General features: G+C 71.2%; 21 protein-coding genes, 1 other RNA gene and 1 pseudogene. 18 read left to right on the forward strand and 5 right to left on the reverse strand.

Annotation, left to right across the window (positions count from 1 at the left end; all coding sequences use genetic code 11):
• Nucleotides 1-64: 64 nt before the first annotated feature.
• The gene (locus ACZ7IB_RS30950) at nucleotides 65-3727 is read right to left on the reverse strand and encodes an FtsK/SpoIIIE domain-containing protein (protein WP_470917084.1); all 3663 of its coding nucleotides are present in this window, start codon (nucleotides 3725-3727) and stop codon (nucleotides 65-67) included.
• A 496-nt stretch (nucleotides 3728-4223) separates the two neighbouring features.
• On the opposite strand from ACZ7IB_RS30950, the gene ACZ7IB_RS30955 reads away from it, so the two are divergent.
• The 4 genes from ACZ7IB_RS30955 to ACZ7IB_RS30970 all read left to right on the forward strand — a co-directional run bounded on the left by ACZ7IB_RS30955 (nucleotide 4224) and on the right by ACZ7IB_RS30970 (nucleotide 9977).
• Entirely contained in the window at nucleotides 4224-5873 is a 1650-nt protein-coding gene (locus ACZ7IB_RS30955) for a serine/threonine-protein kinase (RefSeq protein ID WP_470917126.1), read from the forward strand.
• A 181-nt stretch (nucleotides 5874-6054) separates the two neighbouring features.
• A complete protein-coding gene (locus tag ACZ7IB_RS30960) occupies nucleotides 6055-7293 on the forward strand; it encodes a serine/threonine-protein kinase (protein ID WP_470917085.1) in 1239 nt (412 codons plus the stop codon).
• 123 nt (nucleotides 7294-7416) lie between these two features.
• A complete protein-coding gene (gene prfB / locus ACZ7IB_RS30965; RefSeq protein ID WP_470917086.1) occupies nucleotides 7417-8523 on the forward strand; it encodes a peptide chain release factor 2 in 1107 nt (368 codons plus the stop codon).
• A gap of 404 nt (nucleotides 8524-8927) precedes the next feature.
• Entirely contained in the window at nucleotides 8928-9977 is a 1050-nt protein-coding gene (locus ACZ7IB_RS30970; protein ID WP_470917087.1) for a hypothetical protein, read from the forward strand.
• Nucleotides 9978-10085: 108 nt separating this feature from the next.
• On the opposite strand, the gene ACZ7IB_RS30975 is transcribed toward ACZ7IB_RS30970, so the two are convergent.
• Nucleotides 10086-10286 carry a hypothetical protein gene (locus ACZ7IB_RS30975; protein ID WP_266361154.1) on the reverse strand — a complete coding sequence of 67 codons (201 nt, stop codon included), beginning with the start codon at nucleotides 10284-10286 and terminating at the stop codon, nucleotides 10086-10088.
• A 269-nt stretch (nucleotides 10287-10555) separates the two neighbouring features.
• On the opposite strand from ACZ7IB_RS30975, the gene ftsE reads away from it, so the two are divergent.
• The 5 genes from ftsE (at nucleotide 10556) to ssrA (ending at nucleotide 14462) form a co-directional block, all read left to right on the forward strand.
• Nucleotides 10556-11245, forward strand: coding sequence for a cell division ATP-binding protein FtsE (gene ftsE / locus ACZ7IB_RS30980; protein WP_024489199.1), 690 nt, complete (start codon nucleotides 10556-10558; stop codon nucleotides 11243-11245).
• A gap of 23 nt (nucleotides 11246-11268) precedes the next feature.
• The gene (gene ftsX / locus ACZ7IB_RS30985; RefSeq protein WP_327274911.1) at nucleotides 11269-12186 is read left to right on the forward strand and encodes a permease-like cell division protein FtsX; all 918 of its coding nucleotides are present in this window, start codon (nucleotides 11269-11271) and stop codon (nucleotides 12184-12186) included.
• Nucleotides 12187-12253: 67 nt separating this feature from the next.
• On the forward strand, nucleotides 12254-13441 hold the full coding sequence (locus ACZ7IB_RS30990) for a S41 family peptidase (protein ID WP_470917088.1): 1188 nt from the start codon (nucleotides 12254-12256) through the stop codon (nucleotides 13439-13441).
• An 18-nt stretch (nucleotides 13442-13459) separates the two neighbouring features.
• Complete coding sequence (gene smpB / locus ACZ7IB_RS30995) at nucleotides 13460-13948, forward strand: SsrA-binding protein SmpB (RefSeq protein WP_470917089.1); 489 nt, start codon at nucleotides 13460-13462, stop codon at nucleotides 13946-13948.
• A 125-nt stretch (nucleotides 13949-14073) separates the two neighbouring features.
• Nucleotides 14074-14462, forward strand: a transfer-messenger RNA (tmRNA) gene (gene ssrA / locus ACZ7IB_RS31000).
• Between the two features lie 63 nt (nucleotides 14463-14525).
• Here the strand turns inward: ssrA and ACZ7IB_RS31005 are convergent.
• Nucleotides 14526-15785, reverse strand: a complete 1260-nt coding sequence (locus tag ACZ7IB_RS31005; RefSeq protein WP_470917090.1) for an MFS transporter — start codon at nucleotides 15783-15785, stop codon at nucleotides 14526-14528.
• A gap of 83 nt (nucleotides 15786-15868) precedes the next feature.
• On the opposite strand from ACZ7IB_RS31005, the gene ACZ7IB_RS31010 reads away from it, so the two are divergent.
• From ACZ7IB_RS31010 to ACZ7IB_RS31020, 3 genes are all read left to right on the forward strand, one after another.
• Nucleotides 15869-16870, forward strand: coding sequence for a LysR family transcriptional regulator (locus ACZ7IB_RS31010; RefSeq protein ID WP_470917091.1), 1002 nt, complete (start codon nucleotides 15869-15871; stop codon nucleotides 16868-16870).
• Between the two features lie 151 nt (nucleotides 16871-17021).
• On the forward strand, nucleotides 17022-17558 hold the full coding sequence (locus ACZ7IB_RS31015) for a hypothetical protein (protein ID WP_470917092.1): 537 nt from the start codon (nucleotides 17022-17024) through the stop codon (nucleotides 17556-17558).
• Nucleotides 17559-17687: 129 nt separating this feature from the next.
• Complete coding sequence (locus ACZ7IB_RS31020) at nucleotides 17688-18830, forward strand: uroporphyrinogen-III synthase (protein ID WP_470917127.1); 1143 nt, start codon at nucleotides 17688-17690, stop codon at nucleotides 18828-18830.
• Here the strand turns inward: ACZ7IB_RS31020 and ACZ7IB_RS31025 are convergent.
• Nucleotides 18779-19357, reverse strand: coding sequence for an anthrone oxygenase family protein (locus ACZ7IB_RS31025; RefSeq protein ID WP_470917093.1), 579 nt, complete (start codon nucleotides 19355-19357; stop codon nucleotides 18779-18781). The two genes, ACZ7IB_RS31020 and ACZ7IB_RS31025, sit on opposite strands and share 52 nt — an antisense overlap.
• Nucleotides 19358-19517: 160 nt before the next feature.
• On the opposite strand from ACZ7IB_RS31025, the gene ACZ7IB_RS31030 reads away from it, so the two are divergent.
• Both ACZ7IB_RS31030 and ACZ7IB_RS31035 read left to right on the forward strand, forming a co-directional pair.
• Nucleotides 19518-19892, forward strand: coding sequence for a DUF4259 domain-containing protein (locus ACZ7IB_RS31030; RefSeq protein ID WP_470917094.1), 375 nt, complete (start codon nucleotides 19518-19520; stop codon nucleotides 19890-19892).
• A 23-nt stretch (nucleotides 19893-19915) separates the two neighbouring features.
• Entirely contained in the window at nucleotides 19916-20479 is a 564-nt protein-coding gene (locus ACZ7IB_RS31035) for a GNAT family N-acetyltransferase (protein WP_470917095.1), read from the forward strand.
• Between the two features lie 97 nt (nucleotides 20480-20576).
• Here ACZ7IB_RS31035 and ACZ7IB_RS31040 read toward each other — a convergent pair whose 3' ends face one another.
• Nucleotides 20577-21131: a GNAT family N-acetyltransferase gene (locus tag ACZ7IB_RS31040; RefSeq protein ID WP_470917096.1), complete on the reverse strand. Its 555-nt coding sequence runs from the start codon at nucleotides 21129-21131 to the stop codon at nucleotides 20577-20579.
• Between the two features lie 118 nt (nucleotides 21132-21249).
• Here ACZ7IB_RS31040 and ACZ7IB_RS31045 point away from each other — a divergent pair, with 118 nt between their 5' ends.
• The 4 genes and pseudogenes from ACZ7IB_RS31045 to ACZ7IB_RS31060 all read left to right on the forward strand — a co-directional run bounded on the left by ACZ7IB_RS31045 (nucleotide 21250) and on the right by ACZ7IB_RS31060 (nucleotide 26710).
• On the forward strand, nucleotides 21250-21867 hold the full coding sequence (locus tag ACZ7IB_RS31045) for a CGNR zinc finger domain-containing protein (RefSeq protein ID WP_470917128.1): 618 nt from the start codon (nucleotides 21250-21252) through the stop codon (nucleotides 21865-21867).
• 88 nt (nucleotides 21868-21955) lie between these two features.
• Nucleotides 21956-22243: pseudogene (locus tag ACZ7IB_RS31050) on the forward strand (sigma factor); the annotation flags it as partial.
• Between the two features lie 190 nt (nucleotides 22244-22433).
• Nucleotides 22434-24812: a HelD family protein gene (locus ACZ7IB_RS31055; protein ID WP_470917097.1), complete on the forward strand. Its 2379-nt coding sequence runs from the start codon at nucleotides 22434-22436 to the stop codon at nucleotides 24810-24812.
• Nucleotides 24813-25273: 461 nt separating this feature from the next.
• The gene (locus ACZ7IB_RS31060) at nucleotides 25274-26710 is read left to right on the forward strand and encodes an NAD-dependent malic enzyme (RefSeq protein WP_266361168.1); all 1437 of its coding nucleotides are present in this window, start codon (nucleotides 25274-25276) and stop codon (nucleotides 26708-26710) included.
• The last annotated feature ends 119 nt before the right edge of the window (nucleotides 26711-26829 follow it).

The raw sequence follows: 26829 nt of genomic DNA on the forward strand, positions 1-26829 counted from the left end.
GTCAACTCCTTGATCGTGATGGGCTCGTGACGTGATGTCAGTGGATGTCCGGACCCGGCGCCCCTCAGGAATGGACGGGCCCGAACGGGGCTATCGGCTCGGCGTTCACCGACCTGGCCGCCCGCTCCAGCGCACTGGCCAGCAGCGCCAGGTCCGTCGGACCGTTGCCCAGCTCGCGGACCGGGCGCCGGGCCGGCGGATCACCCATCCGCTCCCACTCCAGCGGGACGACGGTGGGGCGCAGGGTCGCCGTACGTGGAATACGTCCCGTCACCCTGCCGCCCTGGAACGGTGTCACCCGCCCGTCCGGATGCCCCAGCCGGCCGCGTCCGGGCGCCGGATCCTCCGGCGACGGCGGGACGACCGGTGCGTCGAGCACGATACGCAGCCGGGCCCCACGGGCCAGGTCCGTGTCCTCCGTACGGTCCGGGCGAGCGGACGTCGCGACCAGGTGGACGCCGAGCCGGCCGCCCTCCCTGGCCACGGCCTCCAGGGCCCGTACGACCGACCCCGCGGCGGGGCGGCCGGGGCTGCCGAGCGCCGGGGCGACCAGCGCGTCGAAGTCGTCGACCAGGACGACGAGCCGGGGCAGCGGGGAGGGGCCGGGGTCCGTGGACCGTGCTGCGGCGGGCCGCAGCCGGAGCGTCCCGCTCATCGGGGAGTCGAGGTCTCCGCGCTGCTCCGCGGCGCTCGGCGGGCGCTGGCCGACCATCCGCTGCGCCACCTCGTGCCGGTGGTGCCACTCGGTGAAGTCGTACTGGTCGAGCAGTTCGGCGCGCCGCTTCAGTTCGCCGCCCAGCGCCTGCGCGAACTCGCGCATCCGTACCGGATCCGAGGCCACCAGGTGTGTGAACGCGTGCGGGAGTTCGGTACACGGGCGCAGGCTCTCACCGCGCTCGCCGCCGGCGCCGTCGACCAGGAGTATGCCCAGCCGGTCGGGCCGGGCTGCCGCGGCCAGCGAGGCGGCGACGGCCCGCAGCAGCTCCGTACGTCCGCTGCCGGCCGGCCCCTCGATGAGAAGGTGGGGGCCCTCCTCCGTCAGATCCACACTGACCGCGCCCCGGGGCCCGGCCCCGAGCACCACGACGGGCCGCCCGGCGGCCACGGCAGCGGTGCTTTCGGCCCAGGCGGCTGCGGGCATGCCGGTGCCCGTGTTCGCTTCCACTGCGGTACGTGCGGCTGCTGCCCCGCTCCCGGCGCCTCGCGCCGCGACCGGGGGTGTGTCTCCGCCGCGCGGTCCGCTGACCCGGTTCGAGGTCCGCCCGGATCCGGCGGAACGGAGACTGCCGGCCCCCTGGACATCACCTCCGCCCCAGGTACCGGACCCGGGAACGGTGCGGGAGCTCGGGGTGTCTCCGGGCGAACTGCCGTAGCGCCCGCCGCCGGCACGGGAGGTGCCGGGGTACGGGGTGCGTCCGGAACCACCGGTGTCGTGGGCGTCGTCGCGCATGAGGCCGTGGCCCGCGGTGCCGATGTGGGTGGTGGTCTCGCTGCCGGGGTACGGGGTGCGCCCCGAGCCGGGGGGGTACCCGCCCGCGCGGTCCGGCCCCGGTGCGCTGCCTGTGCGCTGGGCGCCCACGCGGGGGCCCGCACTGCCCGGGTACTCCGTGCGTTCCGAGCCGCGGGCATCCGCGTCGGCCGCATCCGTACCGCCACCGGCGCCCGCCGGCCCGCCCGCCCAGCGGCCCGAACCGCGGACCGTGGCGCCGGGCTGGTCGTCCGCAGTGGAGGCCCAGCGGGCCATCAGGGATGCCGGGGTGGCACGCGCCAGGCCCAGTTCGTCCAGCAGCCGGGCGGTCGGCGGGAGCGCGGCCGACGCGGGCCGGCCGTGGGCCGACGCCGAACCCTCCGTACGCAGCGGGGCCAGCGCCCGGCCGAACCGCTCGGCCCAGTGCGCCGACACCGCGTCCACCGCGGCGACCGTGCCGCGGCCCGCGGCCCGGCCGTCCGCCGTGCGCAGCAGCCGCAGTGCAGTCGCCACATCGCCGCTCAGCATCGCCACCGCCCCGCACTCACGGAACGCGATCGAGGCGTGGCAGGCGGCCTCGTACGTCGCCGCGACCGGTGAGGTGGGCGTGGCGGCCGGGGTCTCGGCCAGACAGATCAGATGGATTCCGGCAGCGGCACCCGCGGCGGCCAGCCGGGCGGTGTTCTCGCGCAGCACCGCCGAGCCGGGGTCGCCGTCGACGATCACCACGGTGTACGGGCCCGAGTACCGCCCGGCGGCCTCGGCGACCGTGCTGCGGTCCAGGCTCGCCCAGCCGGGCCCCAGCGGCCCGTCGTCCAGCCGGCGCACCAGCTCCGTCGTACGGGCGACGGCCTGCTCCCGGTCGTACGCCAGGAGCAGCCGGCAGTCCTGGCCGTGCATGGGGCGCAGATGGGGCAGCCAGCCGAGCCAGGCCCATTCGCGCCTGCGCTCGTCCGCGCCGCGGGCGCGGTCCGTGCTGATCAGCACGATCTCCAGATCGGCGGGGGAGTGCAGCGCGGCGAGCTGCGCCACCGCTGATCGGGCGAGTCCGGCCAGCCGGGTCCGCGGACCGGCGAGCCCGAGGGAACCGGCCTCCCGCAGCCCCACGGTCACCGGCACGGCGGGCAGCTCGGACCGGTCCGTCGTCCCCAGGCGCACCACGAGCGCCTCCGGGTGCGCGGTGTCGCGCTCCCACAGCCGGGGGCCGGGTCCGAGCGCGGTAAGCAGCACGGCCGCGGGGTCGGGCCAGATGCTCTCCGCGGCGGATCCCGATGGTGTCGCGGGAGAGGCGGCGGCCGGGAACGGCAGCTCGGCCGCGCCTGTCTCGTCGGGCGTCGCCTCGTGCACCGGCTCGCCCTTGTTGCCCGCGAGCCTGCGCGCCCAGGCGCCTATCCCGCCCCGCCGGGGTGTCCCGTCGCCCGGGAAGCGGGGGGAGCGCTCGGAGGGGGACTGGCGGCGGGTGTCGGTCCACCCGCCTTCGCCGCTCTCGTACGTGTGACGGTCGCCGGGCCCCTCGTACGGGGCGGGCGCGGGGTCGGCGGCGGCCGGGGCGTACCCGTGGCCGGCGCCGTACTCCTCGGTGAAGCCGCCATCGGCGGCGGCCGCGCCTGCCGTACCGGACACCCGCAGATGCCCCTCGCCGTCCGGGGCTGTCGCCAGCGTCGGCGTACGCGCGCCCGAGGTCAGCCGGAGCGTCGATTCGCCGAGCCGCAGCAGCGCGCCGGGCTTCAGACGGACCGGGCGGGCGCGGACCTCCGTGCCGTCGAGCAGGGTGCCGTTGGTGGAGCCCAGGTCGGCCACCGAGACCAGGCCGTCCGCGGAGACCGTCACCGTGCAGTGCAGCCGGGACACATCGGGGTCGTCGAGCGGGACGTCCGCGTCGGCGGAGCGGCCGATCCGGATCCGGCCGCCGTGCAGCAGATGGACCCCGCCCGCGTCGGGCCCCGCGACCACGTGCAGCTGCGCCGGAACGGCGTCGTCCGCCACCTCGTCCTCGCCCGGGACCTGGAGCGAGAGCACCGCTCCGTCGACCAGCGGGGGCTCGCCCAGTGCGCACCGCTGCGCGTCGAGCCGCTCACGCCCGGCGAACAGCACCACCGCACCGCTGCCGAGCGAGCCGTCGGGCCCGGAGACGGCCGCGGCCAGATTGGACGCCACCGTGGCGAGCGCCGTCCCCGTCGGGGCGGTGACCAGCACGTCGCAGGCGCGCGCCGGAGTCTGGCCGCTGCGCGGCGCGAGGACGGTCAGCCGGATCTGCATCGCCGTCAGCGGTCCCTTCTGCGCGGGGCGCCGGGCAGGGGAAGCCCTGTGATTCCCCCCACCCGACCCGGACGCGTCGTCCGGTACAGGTTCGTCACGTGCCACAGGGCTCCCTACCCCACAGTCCGTGCTGGAGGCATCCTCGCACCTGCCACTGACAACACGCCCGGGGGCCACCGCTAAGTGATCTTGAAAGGTCGGCTGTGCGCCCATAAGTGCCTGCTTGGAACGTTCTCCGCGGCAGCGCAACGGATCCGGGTGAGCGCCCGGAACGGTTCATCGCATGTGCGTGCGGCAACCATCCGCCCGGTGTGAGCGTCTTGTTCCGCAACCGGCCGGTACCTCCTTCAGGAGGTAATCGGGCCCGGTGGGCAAGGACGGCGACGGCAACCGGGCGGACCCGCCCGACCTCGCCGGTCACCCCACTAGAGTGGGCCGGAACTCCCGGGGGATCCGGGAGCACCGCAAGCACCACGATCAGCAGGGAGCGCATGACGTGCGGCCGGTAGGCAGCAAGTACCTGCTCGAGGAGCCGCTGGGACGCGGCGCCACGGGCACCGTCTGGCGTGCCCGCCAACGGGAGACCGCAGGTGCCGAGGCGGCCGTCGCCGGCCAGCCCGGCGAGACCGTGGCGATCAAGGTCCTCAAGGAGGAGCTCGCCAACGACGCGGACGTCGTGATGCGGTTCCTGCGCGAGCGCTCCGTGTTGCTCCGGCTCACCCACGAGAACATCGTGCGCACCCGCGACCTGGTCGTCGAGGGGGACCTCCTCGCCCTCGTCATGGACCTGGTCGACGGCCCCGACCTGCACCGTTACCTCCGCGAGAACGGCCCGCTCACCCCGGTCGCCGCCGCGCTCCTCACCGCGCAGATCGCGGACGCGCTCGCCGCCAGCCACGCCGACGGCGTCGTCCACCGCGACCTGAAGCCCGCCAACGTCCTGCTCGACGAGCGCGACGGCCAGATGCACCCGATGCTCACCGACTTCGGCATCGCGCGCCTGGCCGACTCCCCGGGGCTGACCCGGACCCATGAGTTCGTCGGCACGCCGGCCTATGTGGCGCCGGAGTCCGCCGAGGGCCGGCCGCAGACGTCCGCGGTCGACATCTACGGCGCGGGCATCCTGCTGTACGAGCTGGTCACCGGGCGCCCGCCGTTCTCCGGAGGCACCGCCCTCGAAGTCCTGCACCGGCACCTCAGCGAGGAGCCCCGCCGCCCCACCACCGTCCCGGCGCCGCTGTGGACGGTCATAGAGCGCTGCCTGAGCAAGGACCCCGACCGGCGGCCCAGCGCCGAGAACCTGGCCCGTGGACTGCGTACCGTCGCGGCGGGCATCGGCGTGCACGCCAGCTCGGCACAGATCGCCGCGGCGGACGGCGTGGGCGCCCTGCTCGCACCCGACCCGGCGCCCGCGGCCGTTCCTCAGGCCCCCGGTGCGGCAGATCCGACGCAGGTGCTGCCCAGCAACGCGGGCTCGTACGATCCGAACGCCGCGACCAGCGTCATGCAGCACGCACCCGGCCCGGGCGGGCACGCCGACCCGACCTCGGTCATGCCGCCCGTGCCGCCGCACCCGGACGGCCCTCCGCAGCCCGAGGGGCCGCACCCCTGGCAGTCCCAGCTCCAGGCGGCCCGCGATCGCAACGAGCAGACGCAGGTCCAGTACCTCGACCCGAGCCAGGACCCGCTGCGCCGCCGCCCCCAGCGGTCCCAGCCCCAGCAGCAGCCTCAGCGACGCCAGCACCCGCCGCAGCAGTACCAGCAGCAGCCGCAGCAGTACCCCCAGCCCCGGCAGCAGCAGTACCAGCCGCAACCCCAGCACCAGCCCCAACAGCAGTACCAGCGGCAGCAGTACGCACCCCCGCAGCAGCCGCCGTCCCAGCCGCCGCCCCAGCAGCCGGCCCCGCGGCAGCCCCGCGAGCCGCGGCAGCGCAGCGCCAACCCGATGAAGATCCCCGGCCTCGGCTGCCTCAAGGGGTGTCTGTTCACCCTGGTGCTGCTGTTCGTCGCGGGCTGGCTGATCTGGGAACTGACCCCGCTGCAGGACTGGATCGGCCAGGGCAAGAGCTACTGGCAGGCGATCAGTGACGCCGTCTCCAGCGTGACCGACTGGGTCTCGAAACTGGGCGGCAGCAGCGGCCCCTGAACGGCCGATACACCATCAACTCTGTAGCTATATCGACTTCTGCGGGCCAGTTTCCACCGCATTTCGCCCGCAGAAGTGAAGGTTGGCGCCATCCCGGGCACTCAACACCCCGATCGACGCGTAACTTTGTCGACCGGGGGTCATGAGCGACGGTCCATCGCCAGCCGCTGAGGGAGCAGACTTGGCACGGAATATCGGCAGCCGGTACACCGCCCACCAGATCCTGGGGCGCGGCAGCGCCGGCACGGTGTGGCTCGGCGACGGGCCCGAGGGCCCGGTGGCCATCAAGCTGCTCCGCGAGGACCTCGCGTCCGACCAGGAGCTCGTGGGCCGCTTCGTCCAGGAGCGCACCGCCCTGCTCGGCCTGGACCATCCGCATGTCGTCGCCGTCCGCGATCTCGTGGTGGACGGCAACGACCTGGCACTGGTCATGAACCTGGTACGCGGCACGGACCTGCGCACCCGCCTCGACCGCGAACGCCGTCTCGCGCCCGAGGCCGCCGTCGCGATCATCGCGGATGTCGCCGACGGCCTGGCCGCCGCGCACGCCGCCGGGGTGGTCCACCGTGACGTCAAGCCGGAGAACATCCTGCTCGACATGGAGGGCCCGCTCGGTCCCGGCGGCTCGCACCCGGCGCTGCTCACCGACTTCGGTGTGGCCAAGCTGATCGACACCCCGGGCCGCACCAAGGCCAGCAAGATCATCGGTACGCCGGACTATCTGGCCCCCGAGATAGTCGAGGGCCTGCCGCCCCGCGCCGCCGTCGACATCTACGCACTCGCGACGGTCCTGTACGAACTCCTGGCCGGCTTCACACCCTTCGGCGGCGGACACCCCGGCGCGGTCCTGCGCCGCCACGTCACGGAGACGGTCGTCCCGCTCCCGGGCATCCCCGACGAGCTCTGGCAGCTCCTGGTCCAGTGCCTGGCCAAGGCCCCGGCCTCCCGGCTGCGTGCCTCCGAGCTCGCGGCCCGGCTGCGCGAGCAGCTCCCGCAGCTGGCCGGCATCCCGCCGTTGGACGTGGACGAGCCGGACGTCGAACCGGAACCTCAGACCTACGACGAGCAGCAGTACACCCCCGCACCCGAGGAACCCCGCCGCCGCGGCGCGGTCCCCCTGGTCCCCGGCTCGTCCGCCGACTCCAACCGGGACACCCACACGAGCATGCGTGTCCCGGCCCCCGACGAACTCTCCGGCGGCCCCCGGGGCACGGCCAGGGCCCCGCGCTCCCCGGGCCGGCCCCGCCCGGGCTCGGCCCGCAACAAGTCCGCGGCCGTCCGCAAGCGCCGCCTGACGCTGGGCGCCGCGGCGCTGGTGCTGGTGGTGGCGCTGGGCGTGGGCGGCTGGCTGGCGCTGGGCGACGACGCCGCGGACGCGCCTGCGCAGGACACGAAGAACTCGGCGCCGGGAACACCCTGACCCCCCCGGGCCCCGTGAGCACCCCCTCGCCGTACGGCCCGGGGACGCGGCGCCCATACGGCCGCAAAGTCGTGATCATGCGGCCCGAGGAATGTCCGCGCCGACAGCCGTTACGCTGGACCCGTGGCAGTCGTCGATATTTCCGAAGAGCTGAAGTCCCTCTCCTCGACCATGGGGTCGATCGAGGCCGTCCTGGACCTGGATGCGCTGAGGGCGGACATCGCCGCGCTCGAGGAGCAGGCGGCGGCGCCGTCCCTCTGGGACGACCCGGACGCGGCGCAGAAGATCACCAGCAAGCTTTCGCACCTCCAGGCCGAGGTCCGCAAGACCGAGGCCCTCCGCGGCCGTATCGACGATCTTGAGGTTCTCTTCGAGCTCGCCGAGGACGAGGGCGACGCCGACACCCTCGCCGAGGCCGAGAGGGAGCTGGAGTCCGTCAGGAAGGCGCTCGACGAGATGGAGGTCCGTACCCTCCTCTCCGGCGAGTACGACTCCCGTGAAGCGCTGGTCAACATCCGTGCCGAGGCCGGTGGCGTCGACGCCGCCGACTTCGCCGAGAAGCTCCAGCGCATGTACATCCGCTGGGCCGAGCGGCACGGGTACAAGACCGAGGTCTATGAGACGTCGTACGCGGAAGAGGCCGGCATCAAGTCGACCACCTTCGCCGTCCAGGTCCCGTACGCCTACGGCACCCTCTCCGTCGAGCAGGGCACCCACCGGCTCGTCCGGATCTCGCCCTTCGACAACCAGGGCCGCCGCCAGACGTCCTTCGCGGGTGTCGAGGTGCTGCCCGTGGTCGAGCAGACCGACCACATCGAGATCGACGAGTCGGAGCTGCGCGTCGACGTGTACCGCTCGTCGGGCCCCGGCGGCCAGGGCGTCAACACCACGGACTCCGCGGTGCGCCTGACCCACCTCCCGACCGGCATCGTCGTCTCCTGCCAGAACGAGCGCTCGCAGATCCAGAACAAGGCGTCCGCGATGAACGTCCTCCAGGCGAAGCTCCTTGAGCGCCGCCGCCAGGAGGAGCAGGCCAAGATGGACGCCCTCAAGGGCGACGGTGGCAACTCCTGGGGCAACCAGATGCGGTCGTACGTCCTGCACCCGTACCAGATGGTCAAGGACCTGCGTACGGAGTTCGAGATCGGCAACCCGGAAGCGGTCTTCAACGGCGAGATCGACGGCTTCCTGGAGGCGGGCATCCGCTGGCGCAAGCAGCGGGAGAAGTAGGCGGGCCCCAGCAGTCTGTTGCTGCTTCCTGTTCTTACGGCGGTGCCGGAATCCCGACGGGGTTTCCGGCACCGCCGTTTTCGTCGGGGAGGAGTACGGGGCGGCACCCGAAAGGGAGTTGGGGTTCCGAGTTGCGCAGGTGGCGTGGCGAGTGCGTCACAGTCGTGATTCTGAATGAGGGTCAACTGCGATCAAAGCGGTGCACATTACACGGAACGGCCTTGACGCAGGCCTTAACTGTGGACAGGGTGCTAGGGCAGCATGCGTATGTCTGGGACGGATGTGAACGGGGGCGGGCGGCATGGCCACGGCTCCATGTGGCGCTGTTCGGAGCAAACCCCGCAGAACCGGGGCCCGCATATGGCTGCTCCACTGACGAGAACAGCTACTGGGGGTAGCAGCAGATGACCAAGAAGACGCGAGTACGCGTCGCGCGCATAGCCGCAGGTGCGGTGATCGCGGCGGGTGCCTCGCTCACCGCTGCCGGTGTGGCATCGGCCGCCGGTATTGGAATCGGGATCGGCGTGGACGCCGGTGACGCCTCCGTCAACGCCCAGGTCGGCAGCGCCGGCGAGGCCAACGGTGGTAACGGCGGGGAACCTGGTGGCGTCGACCAGGGCGGCGGCACCAACGAAGGTGGTGCGGGTAACCAGGGTGGTGCCGGTAACCAGGGCGGTGCGGGCAACCAGGGTGGCGCGGGCAACCAGGGCGGTGCCGGTAACCAGGGCGGTGCGGGCAACCAGGGCGGTGCCGGTAACCAGGGTGGCGCGGGCAACCAGGGCGGTGCGGGCAACCAGGGCGGTGCGGGCAACCAGGGCGGTGCGGGCAACCAGGGTGGTGCGGGCAACCAGGGTGGTGCGGGCAACCAGGGTGGCGCGGGCAACCAGGGTGGTGCCGGTAACCAGGGTGGCGCGGGCAACCAGGGTGGTGCCGGTAACCAGGGCGGTGCGGGCAACCAGGGTGGCGCCGGTAACCAGGGTGGCGCCGGTAGCCAGGGTGGTGCGGGCAACCAGGGTGGCGCCGGTAACCAGGGTGGCGCCGGTAGCCAGGGTGGTGCGGGCAACCAGGGTGGTGCCGGTAACCAGGGTGGCGCCGGTAGCCAGGGTGGCGCCGGTAGCCAGGGTGGTGCGGGCAACCAGGGTGGTGCCTCGCACGGCGGCGTGACCGGTGGCGACACCGGCTCCACCACCGGTAATGCCTCCGCAGGCTCCGCGACGGGTGGCGGCGACGCCGACACGTGCACCGTCGACCTCGACGGCGCGAAGTGCGCGGACAACACCACTCCCGACTCGGTCGGCAACCAGCCGGTCGAGCAGGGCAAGGGCAAGGACGAGCTCGCCGAGACCGGTGCCGCCGAGACCACGTTCCTGCTGGTCGGCGCCGCGACGATGATTGCCGGAGGCATCGGCTTCCGGATCCTGCCGCGCCTCGTGAACGGCCGTACGGTCGCCTAAGGGCCGCCTGCGGTACAAGTGCACACAGAGGGGCCCGGGACGCCAGTCGGCATCCCGGGCCCCTCTGCGTACACGTACACGCTCTTGGCAGGCGGACGGACGGCCTCGCTACACGGTCTGGTGCGCCAGCAGCGCCAGCGCGCCCAGCAGCACCACCAGCAGGGCCACCAGCGTCACGGGGCTCAGCCCCGCGAACATTCCCTGCTCCTGTTCCTGCTGCAGCCGTGCGCGACTGGCCCGGCACACAGGGCAACGGCCCTCGTTCACGGGCGCCGCGCAGTTTGCGCACACCAGTCGGTCATAGGTCATGCGCTTTCCTCCTCCCGCGCGGCGGAGCCGCATACGCCTTCACTCCGCACAACGCTCATGGAAACGCGACTGTTCCCCCCACCACTGTGCCAGCTCGCGCGGATTTCGGCGCGGCCCGCCGGACATCACCCGTTCCGTAGCGCTTCGGCCCCGCTTCCGACCAGTCCCGTTCCGCCATAAATCGCCCATCCTCGGACGCGCGCCTGCACGCGTCAGCCCGGTTCGCGTATGGTCACGCACACCTACTCCCGGCCGACCGTGGTGCATTCGTGATCCGATTCGACAACGTCTCCAAGACCTACCCGAAGCAGAGCCGTCCCGCTCTACGGGATGTGTCTCTCGATATCGAGAAGGGCGAGTTCGTCTTCCTGGTGGGCTCCTCCGGCTCCGGCAAGTCCACCTTCATGCGACTCATCCTCCGCGAGGAGCGCGCCAGTCAGGGCATGGTTCACGTCCTGGGCAAGGACCTCGCGCGCATGTCCAACTGGAAGGTGCCGCACATGCGCCGCCAGTTGGGCACGGTGTTCCAGGACTTCCGCCTCCTCCCCAACAAGACCGTTGCGGAGAACGTGGCGTTCGCGCAGGAGGTCATCGGCAAGCCGCGCGGTGAGATCCGCAAGGCGGTGCCCCAGGTTCTCGACCTGGTCGGCCTCGGCGGCAAGGAGGACCGGATGCCCGGTGAGCTCTCCGGTGGTGAGCAGCAGCGCGTGGCGATCGCGCGGGCGTTCGTGAACCGTCCGATGCTGCTGATCGCGGACGAGCCGACCGGCAACCTCGACCCGCAGACCTCCGTCGGCATCATGAAGCTGCTGGACCGGATCAACCGGACCGGCACCACTGTGATCATGGCGACTCACGACCAGAACATCGTCGACCAGATGCGCAAGCGCGTCATCGAGCTGGAGCAGGGCCGTCTCGTACGCGACCAGGCCCGCGGCGTCTACGGCTACCAGCACTGAGCATCGAGCACTGAAAGGACGCCATGCGCGCCCAGTTCGTCCTGTCGGAGATCGGCGTCGGCCTCCGTCGCAACCTCACGATGACCTTCGCCGTCGTCGTCTCCGTCGCCCTCTCGCTCGCCCTGTTCGGCGGCGCGCTGCTCATGCGCGAGCAGGTCAGCACGATGAAGGACTACTGGTACGACAAGGTCAACGTCTCGATCTTCCTGTGCAGCAAGAGTGATGTGACCTCGACGCCCAAGTGTGCCAAGGGCGCTGTCACCGCCGAGCAGAAGAAGGAGATCGAGGGCGACCTCAAGAAGATGGACGCCGTCCAGACCGTCACGTACGAGTCGGCCGACCAGGCGTACAAGCACTACCAGCAGCAGTTCGGCGACTCGCCCATGGCGAGCAACATCACGCCGGACCAGATGCAGGAGTCGTTCCGGGTCAAGCTCCACGACCCGAAGAAGTACAAGGTCGTCGCCACCGCCTTCGCCGGCCGTGACGGGGTGCAGTCCGTCCAGGACCAGAGATCCATCCTGGACAACCTCTTCCAGCTGATGAACGGCATGAATGTGGCCGCCCTCTTCGTGATGGCGCTGATGCTGGTCATTGCGCTGATGCTGATCGTGAACACCGTCCGGGTGTCCGCGTTCAGCCGGCGGCGCGAAACCGGCATCATGCGGCTCGTCGGCGCCTCCGGCTTCTACATCCAGATGCCGTTCATCATGGAGGCCGCGTTCGCCGGCCTCATCGGTGGTGTGCTCGCCTGCGTGATGCTGTTGGCCGGCCGGTACTTCCTGATCGACGGCGGTCTGGCACTGCAGAGCAAGCTGAATCTGATCGACTTCATCGGCTGGGACGCGGTCTTCACCAAGCTGCCCCTGGTCCTGGCAATCGGTCTGCTGATGCCCGCCGTTGCCGCTCTCTTCGCGCTCCGCAAGTACCTGAAGGTGTGACAAGCGCCCCTGTGGGGCGCGGCCAACCGGCCGTGCGCCACAGGGGCGTTGTCCTAGACTCGACGCCATGTCGGGCCCCGCGCAATGTTTCGGGCCCCGCGGCGTGCGCCGCGGGGCGGCCCTGACGTTGGTCTTCGCGACCGTGCTGGCCACCGCGGCGGCCACCGGCTCACTGCCGCACGACGGTGCGAAGTCCTCGGACATAGCGGCCCGTTCCGTTGCCTCCACCGTCGACGTCGACGAGGTGGCCGACGCCGCCGCCCGCGCCGTCGCCGACGGCAAGTCCGGTAAGGAGGCGGCCGAGGAGGCCGTCAGCCGCAGCGGCGACCGCTGGGGCGCGGTGTACGACGAGCGGCAGTACGAGGAGTTCGAGCAGGCCCTCGACGGCTTGTACACCGGTGTCGGGATCGCCGCGAAGCGCTCCGCGGGCGGGCTGGTCGAGGTGGCCCGGGTCCAGCCCGGCGGCCCCGCCGACCGGGCCGGCATCGAGCCGGGCGATCTGCTCCGTACGATCGACGGTCACCGGATCGACAAGCGCCCCGTTGCCGAGGCCGTGGCCCTGCTGCGCGGAGACCGTACGGAGGCGGACGCCGGCACCGCCGTCGTGCTGGGGGTCCAGCGGGGCGCCGCCCTTCGGACCGAGACGCTGCACCGGGCCAGACTCACCACCGAGGCCGTCACCGTGCGGCGAATCGGGCCGGACCGTTCCGATTCCTCCGCTGCTGTACTGATCGAGGTCGACTCGTTCACCAGGGGCTCGGGTGCCAAGATCCGCGACGCGGTCCGGGACGCACCGGGGGGCGCCGGGGTGCTCCTCGATCTGCGCGGTAACTCCGGCGGCCTGGTCACCGAGGCCGTGACCGCCGCCTCCGCCTTCCTGGACGGCGGCCTGGTCGCCACGTACGACGTGCACGGCGAGCAGCGTGCCCTCTACGCGCAGCCGGGCGGTGACACCGTCCGCCCCCTCGTCGTCCTCGTCGACGGCGGCACGATGAGCGCCGCCGAGCTCCTCACCGGCGCGCTCCAGGACCGGGGCCGCGCCGTCACCGTCGGATCGCGCACCTTCGGCAAGGGTTCGGTCCAGATGCCCAGCAAGCTCCCGGGCGGCTCGGTGGCCGAGCTGACCGTCGGCCACTACCGCACCCCGGCGGGCCGCGGCGTCGACGGCCGCGGCATAACGCCGGACCTCGTGGTCAGCTCCGGGGCCGAGCAGCGGGCCGAGATGGTATTGAGTGGCCTCGGGGGTGGGTCGTAGTGCGAAAATGGCTGCACTATGGCTAAGGAAAAGGACACAGGGCGCAAGCTCATCGCGCAGAACAAGAAGGCGCGGCACGACTACCACATCCTCGACACCTACGAGTGCGGTCTCGTACTCATGGGTACCGAGGTCAAGTCGCTGCGGCTGGGCCGGGCCTCCCTGGTGGACGGCTTCGTCCAGATCGACGGGGGCGAGGCCTGGCTGCACAACATCCACGTCCCCGAGTACGTGCAGGGGACCTGGACCAACCACTCGGCCAAGCGCAAGCGCAAGCTGCTGCTGCACCGGGCGGAGATCGACAAGCTGGAGTCGAAGGCGGGCGAGACGGGTCACACGATCGTGCCGCTCGCGCTGTACTTCAAGGACAGCCGGGTCAAGGTCGAGATCGCGCTCGCCAAGGGCAAGAAGGAGTACGACAAGCGGCAGACCCTGCGCGAGAAGCAGGATCTGAGGGAGACCAACCGCGCGATCTCGGCAGTGCGTCGGCGCCAGCGCAGCGCATAGCCGGGGAGCGCACGGGCGGGCCGGCAGGAATAGGCTGGCATCGTCGTGCGTTGGTCACGTACGATGGCACTGCACCCCGCGGCGGGTGCGCGTTTTGAGCGGTTGACAATTAAATACGCCAACATGGGGATGATCGGTTTCGACAGCGGATGTCGAAGCAGGGGAAGCGAGCCGAGGAAGCGGCAATGATCTCGTAAACCATATGTCGCAACCAATAATCGCCAATTCCAAGAGCGATTCCCAGTCCTTCGCCCTCGCTGCCTAATAAGCAGTGAGTGAGGGACCCTTAATGGGTGTCAGCCCGGGGGTGTTCCCGACCCGGACCCTGGCATAATCTAGGGGACTAAACCACTGATCCCGGTCACGGGGTTCGGTGGGAAATCAAACAGTGGCTGGGCCCGTCGGAGACTTGTTCGCGAGATCTCCGGGGCCGAGAAAATCGCAGCGAACTGCGCTCGGAGAAGCCCTGATTCTGCACCGTTGGACGCGGGTTCGATTCCCGCCATCTCCACAATTCCCATGTGAACGAGGACCCCGTTGCCCACCGGCAACGGGGTCCTCGTTTTTGTGCCGGCCATCAGTTCCGGGGGGCCCGGACCCCGGCCGCCGCGACGACCAGCGCCAGCCCGGCCGCGCACACCGGTACGACATAGCCCGTGACCTGCCCCATGTGCTCCACCATCCAGCCGCCGGTCGCCGAACCTGCGGCGATCCCGCCCAGCAGCGCGGTCACGGCCAGGGTCATGCCTTCGTTCAACCGGCCCTCGGGGGTGAGGCGTTGCACCAGCGTCATGCCGGTGACCATGGTCGGGGCCGTCGCCGCACCGGCCAGCAGCAGCGCGCCCGCGAGGGCGAGCAGCGAATCGGTCGAGGAGGCGGCCAGCAGCGGCAGGGACATCAGTGTCGTCATTCCCGCCAGGCAGCCCAGCAGCCGGCGCCGGATGTCCGCGGCCGGGCGCAGCGATCCGTACAGCAGTCCCGCTGTACACGATCCGGCAGCCTGGAGGGCCAGGATCGCGCCCCCGGCGTGGGCGATCGTGACGACCTCCATCGCGCCGAAGACCGCGCCGGTGGCGAGGAAGGCGGCGAGCAGGGCCGGCATGCCCGGGGCGCGGAGCGGGGAGCCCGCGTGGGTGCGGGGTGCCACCGGCGGTTCGGTGGCGCGCTGGGCGGCGAAGATCAGCACGCCGGTCATCAGCAGGATCGCCCCGACGAGCGTTCCGGCCTCCGGGAAGAGCGCCGCGCACAGCAGGGCGGCGAGGGCCGGGCCGAGCATGAAACAGAGTTCGTCGGCGGCCTGTTCGAAGGAGTTCGCGGTGTGCAGGGCGGCCGGATCGCCCCGGTGCAGATGGGCCCAGCGGGCCCGGGACATCCCGCCGGTGTTGGGGGTGGTGGCGGTCGCGGCGTAGGAGGCGAAGAGCGTCCAGACCGGGGCGCCGTAATGCACGCAGAGCAGCAGTGCCAGCGATCCGAGCGCGGCGATCGCGGTGGCGGGTACGGCGACCCTGGCCTGTCCGTACCTGTCGACGAGCCGGGCCGTCCAGGGTGCGACCACCGCCGTGGCGGCGAGGCCGGTCGCGGTGACGGCACCGGCCAGGGCGTACGAGCCGCGCGAACCGGCGATCATGATCAGCGCGCTGACGCTGAACATGCCCATGGGAAGCCGGGCGAGGAGATTGCCCGCGGTGAAGGCGCGGGCACCCGGGGTGGCGAGCAGCCGGCGGTACGGGTTGGTGGGCGCCGTCCGGATGGGGGTGGCGGTGCGCGGGGCGATGACCAGCAGGTCCCCGGAGACGGTGAGTATGGGGTCGGTGTGCGGGGCTCTCTCGTACGGCATGGATCAACCCTCACGGCGCACGAGCCATGGGGTCCAACACCTTCTCCGAGCGATTAACGCATCTGTGTTGTAAATTCCTGGGTGTGGCCTCCTCCGCTGCCGATACGGGCAACCAGACGCATACCCATACCGACCCCCGGCTGCTCCGCGCCTTCGTCGCCGTCGCCGAGGAACTGCACTTCACCCGTGCCGCCGCCCGGCTCTACATCGCCCAGCAGGCGCTGAGCCGGGACATCCGCCGGCTGGAGCGCGATCTGGGTGCGGAACTGTTCGTACGCACCACCCGGCAGGTCACCCTTACCGCCGACGGCGAACGGCTCCTCCCGTACGCCCGGCGGGTGCTGGAGGCGCACGCCGATCTTGCCGCGGCCTTCGCCGACCCTGCGGCCCGGCCGCTCTTCGTCGACCTCAACACCGACGGTATGACGGCCGCCCGCGTACTCGCCCGCGCACGGGAACTGGCGCCGGCGTGCGAGCTGATGGCGCGCTTCGAGAGCGGGCTCACCTGGGCCGCGGGCGAGATCCTCGCAGGGCGGCTCGATGTCTCCTTCGGCCGCGCCGCCGGACTCGACCCCGCGGTGCGGGCCCGGCTCGGCGTACAGCCGGTGCGGTACGAGCCGATGGCCGTTCTGCTCCCCGACGATCACCCCCTCGCCGCGCACGAGGTCGTCGCACTGGACGACCTGGCCGGCGAGACCGTCTACGCGGGCGCCGGGAATCCGCGCACCGAGGAATGGACGGACCTCGCCCGGCTGCTCTTCGCCGAATGGGGCATCGAGCTGGCGCCACCCGCCCCACTCGCGATCGGTGTGGCCGAATTTCAACGGGTCATGGCGAAGTCGCGGCAGCCGGTTCTGTGCGTCGTCGACTTCTCTCCGGTGCCGGGCACCGTGATGCGTCCGCTGGCCCGGCCCGTACCGCTCTCGCCGCTCCTGATGGTCTGGCGCAAGGGACTGCGCCACCCCGGCCTGGACGCATTGCGTAAAGCCACAGCTCAGCTCGGCTCCGAGGAGGGCTGGATGGTGCGGCCGGACGGAAGCTGGCTGCCCGAGACCGATGCATCTCTCATGTTGAAATCCACCTGATTGGGGGAAAGAAGTGCCGTTTTCGTGCGCCACATTCATCGCCCGGGTGCAATGTGGTGGGGGCGCGGACAGGGTGGGGGCCCGGTCCGGAAGCACATAATCGGACAGTCGTGCGCACCCGATCCTTGAGTGGGGGGAAGTGCGTACACCTGTGGAAACCTGGCGTGAAAGTGCCCGTTCGGGGCACACACATGAGCCGAACGAAGTCACGGTCCAGCTCGACGGCCTGGGTCGGCAGCTCTCCGAGCTGACCGCGCAGCCGAGCGAACCGGAAGGCTCGGGCGGGCCCGTGTTCGTCGACGAGAGCGGCCGGCGCAGCAAGACGTTCAGGCGTCTGGGCTGGATCCTCGCCGCGGTCTGTGCCGGTTATGCGGTGACGCTGGCCGTCGCCGTGCTCGGCGGCAGTTCGAGCGCGCCCTGGCTGCCGCATCCCGTACTTCGGCGACCACTTCGGTACGTACATCGGCGCCTCGTACACGGCGCTGATGCTGCTCCTCGTCTGGCCGCTGATGGCGCTGATGATCCCGGCGATCGGCTGGGTCGAGGACGTAGCGGCGAAGCGCGCACCGAGGCTCTGGCCGAACGGTTCGCGGAAGTCCCGGTGACCGGGGGACGGTATACCTTCGCCGGACCGGATTCCGCCCTGCCCGTGCCCGGCAAGTCGCAGCTCAGCCGTATCGAGGCGTAATCACGACCACTCGATGTCATCTGACGTAACGGGCGGGAAATATGGGTGAACCAGGTCTGTCACGCATCGTTGGCAGGCTCGGCCCTCGGCATCATCGGGCAGCAGCGGGACGAGAGCCGGGTAGACCACATGCACGCGGACGAACAGCACGGGCCCCTCGCGGGCTTCACCGTCGGGGTCACCGCCGCGCGGCGCGCGGCGGAGTTCGGCGCGCTGTTCGAGCGACGCGGCGCCGCCGTCCTGTACGCGCCAGCCCTGCGGATCGTGCCGCTCGCCGACGACAGCGAACTCCTCGCCGCCACCCGGCGAATCATCGACTCCGCCCCCGAAGTGGTCGTTGCCACCACCGCGGTCGGCTTCCGGGGCTGGATCGAGGCCGCCGACGGCTGGGGCCTCGGCGACCGGCTGCTGGAAACCCTGCGCGGCACCGAACTGCCGGCCCGCGGCCCCAAGGTCAAGGACGCCATCCGGGCCGCCGGGCTGACCGAGGCGTGGTCGCCCGCCTCCGAGTCCCTGGCCGAGGTACTGGACCGGCTCCTGGACGAGGGCATGGAGGGCCGCCGGTTCGCCCTCCAGCTGCACGGCGAACCCCTCCCCGGCCTCATCGAGTCGCTCCGTGCCGCGGGCGCCGAGGTCGTCGCCGTACCCGTCTACCGCTGGGTGGACCCCGAGGACATCGCCCCGCTCGACCGGCTGCTCGACATCACCCTGGCCCGCGGCCTGGACGCCCTCACTTTCACCAGCGCCCCGGCCGCCGCCTCGCTGCTCGGCCGGGCCGAGAAGCGGGGGCTGATCCCGGAGCTCCTGAGCGCCCTGCGGGACGACGTCCTCGTGGCCTGCGTCGGACCGGTCACCGCCCTGCCGCTGCAGGCCCGCGGCATCGACACCGTCCAGCCGGAGCGCTTCCGGCTCGCCCCGCTCGTTCAGCTGCTGTGCGACGAACTCCCCTCCAGGGCCCGTATGTTGCCGATCGCCGGGCACCGGGTGGAGATCCGCGGTCACGCCGCGATCGTCGACGGCGAGCTGCGCCCGGTGCCGCCCGCCGGAATGGCCCTGCTGCACACCCTGGCCCGTAGGCCGGGCTGGGTGGTGGCCCGCGCCGACCTGCTGCGCGCGCTGCCCGGCAGCGGAACGGACGAACACGCGGTGGAGACGGCCATGGCGAGGCTGCGCACGTCACTGGGCGCACCCCGCCTCATCCAGACGGTCGTCAAGCGCGGCTACCGGCTGGCGCTGGACCCGGCGGGGGACAGCGAGTACGGCGATTCCTGAGGAGGCCGCGGGTGCTGCCGCGCCGTCAGGAACGCGGCACGCAGGAGAAGGGCGAGTGCGGCCGTGCACAGGACGGCCCGGACGGCGTTCCAGGCCACCCACGCGTCCTCGAACCTCTCGCGTACGGCTCCGGGATCGGCGATCCGCGCCGGATCCCCGGCGTGTGCAAGGGCGTTGTTCAGCGGGACGTTGACGCCCGAGGTGAGCAGGAAAGCGACGGTGTACGTGACGAGGGCGGCGAGGATCCACCGTCGCGGCCCCGGGGACCGGCGCTGCTGCCAGGCGGCGACCGCCGTGAGGACCAGCGCGCCGAAGAATCCGGCGAAGAAGACCGGATTTTCGATGACGTCGTTGATGTTCTGCATGACCTCGATGAAGGTCCGGTCGTCGCTGCGCCCGAGGGCCGGCATGACGGCACAGGAGAACACGTAGAACGTGCCCGCGACCAGGCCGGTGGCGATGGCCGCGCCGCCGAGCACGAGGTGGTCCAGGGTGCGGGAGGGGGGTGTGGGCCGGGTGGTTGTCATGTCTCCCAGTAGAGCGGCGGGGGCGGCCGCGCTCCATGGCCCGGACGCGCAGCTCCCTACGCGAGCGTCCAGAGGGAACGCGGCACTCGGTCCGCCCGCTGTTGTCAGTGCGGCTTGCTAGAACAGTCGCAGGCACAGAACGGTGAGCGGAGGGGGACCTGTGGGTACCTGGGGCAGTGGGAATTTCGACAGCGACACGGCGGCGGATCACCTGTCGGGCATCACCGGGCGACTCCTCTCGGAGATCGAGGAGGCGATGGCAGGTGACCCGGTGGGCCTGGAGCCCGACGAATACTGGGGCGTCGCGGTGCCGTGCAACATCGAGCTGCTGTGCCTGATCGCCGAGCAGCACCACGTCGGTGCGGCGGTGCCCGGTGCGGCGGTGGTCGAGGGCTGGAAGAAGACCTTCATGCACGTGTGGGAGCGGACCATCGACGGTCTTGAACCCAAGCCGGAGTACAAGGAGAAGAGACGGGCGGAGCTGATCCGCACCTTCGACCGGCTGGCAGGGACGGCCTCGGCGGAGGCGGCGTGAGGAGGCCGGGATAGCGTGAAGGGGTGATCAATGACATCCACCGGCTCGACGCGGAGGTGCGACTCCGTCCCGTCACCCCGGCCGATGCCCCCTCCCTCGCCGTGGCGCTGACCCGCAGTCGCGCGTACATGCAGCCCTGGGAGCCGGCACGGCCCGACGACTTCTACACCGAGCAGGGGCAGCAAGAACGCCTGGCCGGAATACTCGCGGACCGCGACGCGGGGCGGGTGATGCCGTGGGTGCTCGCCGATGAACAGGACCGCGTGGTGGGCGGGTTCAACCTCAACGGTATTGTGCTCGGGCCGTTCCGCAGCGGGGTTCTCGGTTACTGGGTCGATGTCGAGTACGCGGGTCGCGGGCTGGCCACGGCCGCCGTCGAGCGGATCTGCGAGTTGGCCAGGGACGAGCTGCGCCTGCACCGGGTCGAGGCAGGGACGGTGCTGGACAACGTGGCGTCGCAGCGGGTGCTCGCCAAGTGCGGCTTCGAGCAGTACGGGATGGCTCCGCGCTACCTGCACATCAATGGTGAGTGGCGCGACCACCGGCTGTTCCAGCGGATCCTGCACGATGGGCCGTTGATGGGGTGACCGTTGGCTGTGGGAGTGTCCTCGAACGCCGGACGGCCCTGTTCTCGCCGTGCGGGCGTGAAAGTTGAGCGTGCCCGGCGATTGAGGACAAAGACGGTTACCGGACGCCCCCGGTGCGCCCCCGCGCATGCCGGTGTCCGTCCAGCGGCCACGGCGGCCGTGCCGGAAGAACCTCCGCGAAGCCGTATCCGCTCTTCTCGGCAACCCGGCAGGACGCCTCGTTGTCCACCTGATGCAGCAGGTCCAGCCGCACGAGCCCGTCCCCGGCGAACGCTTCGAACGCCCAGCCGGTGAGCGCCCCGAGCGCCCGCGGCGCGATTCCGCGGCCGCGCGCCCGCGCCGCCGTCCAGTAGCCGACCTCCGCGCTGCCGGAGCCCGGTGCGGGGTACTTGAGCGCCACATTGCCCACCAGTTCGTCGCCGAGATCGCGATCGACCACCGCGAAACTGAAGCGGTTGCCGGATTCCCGGCCCTCCTGCTGCACCCGCAGCCAGTACTGAGCCTCCGCCTCGTCCGTGACCAGCATGCGCAGCATGGCGCGCATCGCAGGATCGCGGTACGCCTCGATCAGGGCGGGCCCGTCGTCGGGCAGCCACGGCCGGAGCAGGAGCGGGCCGGCCGCAAGGGTGGCGGTACGGAGATCGTCGTCCATCAGGACACCGTACGGGCTCGCGTGCACCGGCCCGCGTGGCAGCAGGGGTTCCGGGTCTGCCGCCCGAGGGGCACTCTGGGGGAGACCTCCACCGGAGACCCGAGGCGGTGACATGCGCATGACGGCGGGCAAAAGCTCGTACGACTGGCGGTTCGACTCCGGCCGCCCCTGCCTGGATCTGGTGGCCACGGGAATCGGCACCTTTGGCGCATGCGAACTGCTCGACGGCGCCGAGCGGCTCGCCGACTGGCTGGTGGCCGCCGGACTCGTACCGAGCGGCACCCACCTCGGCGCAGTGGACGACACCTGGGTGGTGCGCTTCCGGCAGTTGAGGACCGGCGTCGACCGCCTGCTGACCGCCGAACTCGGCGGCCGCAGAGCCGAGAGCGCCCTGGAACGGGTCAACGCGCTCGCCGCGACCGCACCACCGGGACTGCGGGCCGTACGCGGACGAAGCGGCACGCTGGTACGGACACTGAGCGCCGATCCCGAATGCGGAGCACTGCTGGCCGCCGTGGCCCGCGACGTCGTGGAACTCCTGACCGACCCCGTGGCGCGAGCCGGCCTGCGCCGCTGCGAGGCCGGCAACTGCCGCCGCCTCTACCTGGACACCTCGCGCGGCCGCCGACGCCGCTGGTGCTCCAGCGAGGTGTGCGGGAACCGGGAGCGGGTGGCCCGGCACCGGCGCCGGGCGGCGGCCGTGGCGATCACGGACACGGATGCGGGAGCGCCGTAAAGAATCTTGAAAGCGGATTGAATGGATCGTGGCCCCCCCTCGTGTTCATGGTCAAGGAGCTCAACAGGGTCTCGACCGGGAGGTTCGGGTGCGCAAGGATGCGGCCGTGGCCGATGACCGTCCGCACAGGGCTCGACATCGCAGTGAGCCGCCTCCGTCCCCCTCCGACGTCCCCGACGAGGAGTTGATGCGGGCGCTCTACCGCGAACACGCCGTGCTCCGCCTCGTCGCCGACGACCGGCGGCGCGCTGAGGACGTGGTGCAGGAAACGCTCATCCGTGCCTGGAAGAACGCCGGCCGGCTCAACCGCGCCGTCGGCTCCGTCCGCCCCTGGCTGGTGACGGTCGCCCGGCGCATCGTCATCGATGGTCACCGCGGGCCACCGACGATGGACCGCGGTGACATCGACCATTTCGAGGTGCGTACGTTCGACGGCAAGCGGCTGGTGGAGGTCGACGCCTGATCGAGACCCCGCCGTGCCATTTCGATACGCGTGGCAGGTGCGCGGCGGCCCCCGCTTCGCATAGGGTTGACGGCTGCCCAATGCACGTCAGAAGGGGGCCTCGGTGGCCGCGCAGGATGCCGCTGTCGATTCGATGCGGGACCGGGAAATCGGTGTCGAGCAGGAACATCTCGACCGTGTTTATCACCGCCTCGAAGAGAAGATCCACGAGGCGGAATTTCTCATGAGTGACGCCGTCAAGCGCGGCCAGGTCGGTACCCCCGGAGCGCTCGCCGAGCGCGACGCCCAGGTGTTCCGGGCCGGAATCCACCTCAACCGGCTGAACAGCGAGTTCGAGGACTTCCTCTTCGGAAGGATCGATCTGCTGCTGGGCAAGGACGGCGAACGGGGCTCGGACGGCGCGTACACCTCCGTCGAACCGGCCGACGACGCCGTACGCGAGGACGACTCCGCCGATATCGCGGAGACGCTGCACATCGGCCGGATCGGGGTCCTCGACTCCGACTACGCGCCGCTGGTCATCGACTGGCGCGCACCGGCCGCCGCACCGTTCTACCGGTCGACGCCGAAGGAACCGGGCAGGGTGGTACGCCGCCGGGTCATCCGCTCCAAGGGCCGCAAGGTCCTCGGGGTCGAGGACGACCTGATGCGCCCCGAGCTGACCGCGTACCTGGGCGGCGACAAGCTTCCCGTCATCGGTGACGGCGCCCTGATGGCGGCGCTCGGCCAGGCCCGCAGCCACACCATGCGGGACATCGTCTCCTCCATCCAGGCCGAACAGGACCTGGTGATCCGGGCCCCCGCCGCCTCGGTCACCGAGGTGTCCGGCGGCCCCGGCACCGGCAAGACCGCCGTCGCCCTGCACCGTGCCGCGTACCTCCTTTACCAGGACCGGCGGCGTTACGCGGGCGGCATCCTCGTCGTCTCGCCGACCCCGCTCCTTGTCGCGTACACCGAAGGCGTGCTGCCCTCGCTGGGCGAGGAAGGACAGGTCGCGATCCGCGCGGTCGGTTCGCTCTCCGACGAGGCGGCCGGCGTCGAGGGCGCCACCACGTACGACGAACCCGCCGTCGCCCGGATCAAGGGCTCCTCCCGGATGCTCCAGGTGCTGCGCAAGGCGGCACGCGGCGCACTGGAACAGCCCGGCACCCCCCACAAGGCGGAGGACCGGGACGGCCAGCTGTCCTTCGGCGACGAAGCCGACGAGGCCCCGGCCACCCCGACCCGGCTGCGGGTCGTCGCGTTCGGCGCCCGTGCCGAGCTGAACGCCGACGAACTGCACCGCATCCGGCAGTCCGTCCTCGGCGGCACCGCCCCGGTCAACCTGCTGCGCCCGCGCGCCCGCAGACTGCTCCTGGACGCCCTGTGGAACAAGTCCTCGGGCCGGGGCCGCTACACCGACCCCGAGCTGGCCGCCGAACTGCGCTCCTCCTTCGACGAGGACGTCTCCACCGAGACGCCCTTCCTCGACTTCCTGAACGCCTGGTGGCCCGAGCTCACCCCACGCGGGGTGCTCGCCGCGATGGCCGACGAGAAGCGGCTCGGCCGCTGGGCGCGCCGGGTCCTCAACCAGGGCGAGGTGCGCCGCTTCACCCGCTCCCTGAAGAGGCTCGACAGCGAAGGGAACGGGCCGCTCTCCGTACACGACGTGGCGATCCTCGACGAGCTGCAGACGCTGCTCGGCACCCCGCACCGGCCGAGGAAGAAGCGCGAATTCGACCCGCTGGACCAGCTCTCCGGTCTGGAGGAGCTGATGCCGCAGCGCGAGGAGACCCAGCGCGAGCGGGCCGAGCGGCTGGCCGCGGAGCGTACGGAGTACGCGCATGTCATCGTCGACGAGGCGCAGGACCTCACGCCCATGCAGTGGCGCATGGTCGGCCGCCGTGGCCGGCACGCCACCTGGACGATCGTCGGAGACCCGGCGCAGTCCTCCTGGTCCGATCCGGACGAGGCGGCCAGGGCACGCGACGAGGCACTCGGCAGCCGGCCGCGCCGCCGCTTCACCCTCACGGTCAACTACCGCAACCCGGCGGAGATCGCCGAGCTGGCCTCGAAGGTCCTGGCGCTCGCGATGCCCGGAATGGAGTCACCGGCCGCGGTCCGTTCCACGGGTGTGAAGCCGCGCTTCGAGACCGTACGGGACGGCGATCTGGCCGCATCGGTGCGCGAGGAGGCGCGGCGGCTGCTGGCCGAGGTGGACGGCACGGTGGGTGTGGTCGTCGCGATGCACCGCCGGGCGCAGGCGCGCAACTGGCTCGCCGGGCTCGGCGAGCGGGTGGTGGCGTTGGGCAGCCTGGAGGCGAAGGGCCTGGAGTACGACGCCACGGTGGTCGTCTCGCCCGCGGAGATCGCGGACGAGTCCCCGGCCGGTCTGCGGGTGCTGTACGTGGCGCTGACGCGTGCGACGCAGCAGCTCACGGTGGTCTCGGGGGAGCGGGACCTGCCCGACGAGGACGGCGTCCCGGACCTGCTGAGGGACTGAGGCAAGGAGCGAAGGCACCGCCGTCGGGGCAGATTTTCGAACCGGCCTGTCCAGCAGGAATCACTTCTGCGGGGTCTTTGTTAGCCTGGTGTCGGCACCGGCTCGATCCAAGCCCCCGGGCCCAACCTTCGTCGCTTCGAGCGACCACTTGCCGCGAGGCGAGCATGGCGGGTCGGTGCCGCTTGAACAAGAAGACAGACCCGCGTCACCTTCTGGTGGCGCGGGTCTGCTGTTGTTTGCGGACCTGACAGCTTCTTTACGGGCTTGGCGGCTTCCGGCCCCGGCGAGGAGCGGTTGGGGGTTCCACTGAAGCAGTTATCTCTCGTATGGTGGAAAATGCTTTCCGAAACGTGGCAGTCATTACCGGCTACCGGCCAGTAGGTGCGACGATCGGGAAGCGTGTCCGAGGCGAGCGCCCCGGCCGCGCGGCAATGAAGCTAAGGAAAGCGAAGGACTCGGCCATGGCAACGGCGCCCAGCGTCTCGTACTCGATGACGGTCAGGCTGGAGGTGCCCGCGAGCGGCACAGCAGTCTCCCAGCTGACCACGGCCGTGGAGTCCTCCGGCGGTTCGGTCACCGGCCTCGATGTGACCGCCTCCGGCCACGAGAAGCTGCGGATCGACGTCACCATCGCCGCCACTTCCACCTCACACGCCGACGAGATCGTCGAAAACCTGCGCGGCATCGAGGGCGTCGTGCTGGGCAAGGTCTCCGACCGTACGTTCCTGATGCACCTCGGCGGCAAGATCGAGATGGCGTCCAAGCACCCCATCCGCAACCGTGACGACCTCTCGATGATCTACACCCCGGGTGTGGCCCGAGTCTGCATGGCGATCGCCGAGAACCCCGAGGACGCCCGCCGCCTCACCATCAAGCGCAACTCCGTCGCAGTTGTGACGGACGGCTCCGCCGTGCTCGGCCTCGGCAACATCGGCCCGATGGCAGCCCTCCCGGTGATGGAGGGCAAGGCGGCCCTCTTCAAGCGGTTCGCCGGCATCGACGCCTGGCCGATCTGCCTGGACACCCAGGACACCGACGCCATCGTCGAGATCGTCAAGGCGATCGCCCCCGGCTTCGCGGGCATCAACCTGGAGGACATCTCCGCACCCCGCTGCTTCGAGATCGAGGCACGGCTGCGCGAGGCCCTGGACATCCCCGTCTTCCACGACGACCAGCACGGCACCGCGATCGTGGTCCTGGCCGCGCTGACCAACGCACTGCGCGTGGTGGGCAAGGGAATCGGGGACGTACGGGTCGTCATGTCCGGCGCCGGAGCGGCCGGTACGGCCATCCTGAAGCTCCTCATCGCCGCGGGTGTCAAGCACGCCGTCGTCGCCGACATCCACGGCGTGGTGCACGCGGGCCGCGAGGACCTGGTCTCCGCCGACGCCGACTCGCCGCTGCGCTGGATCGCCGACAACACCAACCCCGAATCCATCACCGGCACCCTCAAGCAGGCCGTCGTGGACGCCGACGTCTTCATCGGCGTCTCCGCTCCGAACGTGCTGGACGGCGCCGATGTCGCCGCCATGGCCGACGATGCGATCGTGTTCGCGCTCGCGAACCCGGACCCCGAGGTCGACCCGGCAATCGCCCGCCAGACGGCGGCAGTTGTCGCCACCGGCCGCTCCGACTTCCCGAACCAGATCAACAACGTGCTGGTCTTCCCGGGTGTCTTCCGCGGTCTGCTGGACGCCCAGTCCCGCACCGTCAACACGGAGATGATGCTCGCCGCGGCGGGCGCCCTCGCCGATGTGGTGGCCGAGGACGAGGTGAACGCGAACTACATCATCCCGTCGGTCTTCAACGACAGGGTCGCGGGAGCGGTCGCCGGTGCCGTCCGGGACGCCGCGAAGGCGGCGGGCGGCGCTGTGACGGGCTCGGGCGACCTCGGCTGAACCACCCCACTCACAGAACCCGCCACGGCCCCTGCCGGCGTCGCCCACGGCCGCGGTGCCCCCACGTCGGCCTGACGTACGGCGCGTCGCGGGTCGCGGTGCCACAAACGCCCCTTTAG

It is taken from the genome of Streptomyces sp. NPDC037301 (genome assembly GCF_055602785.1).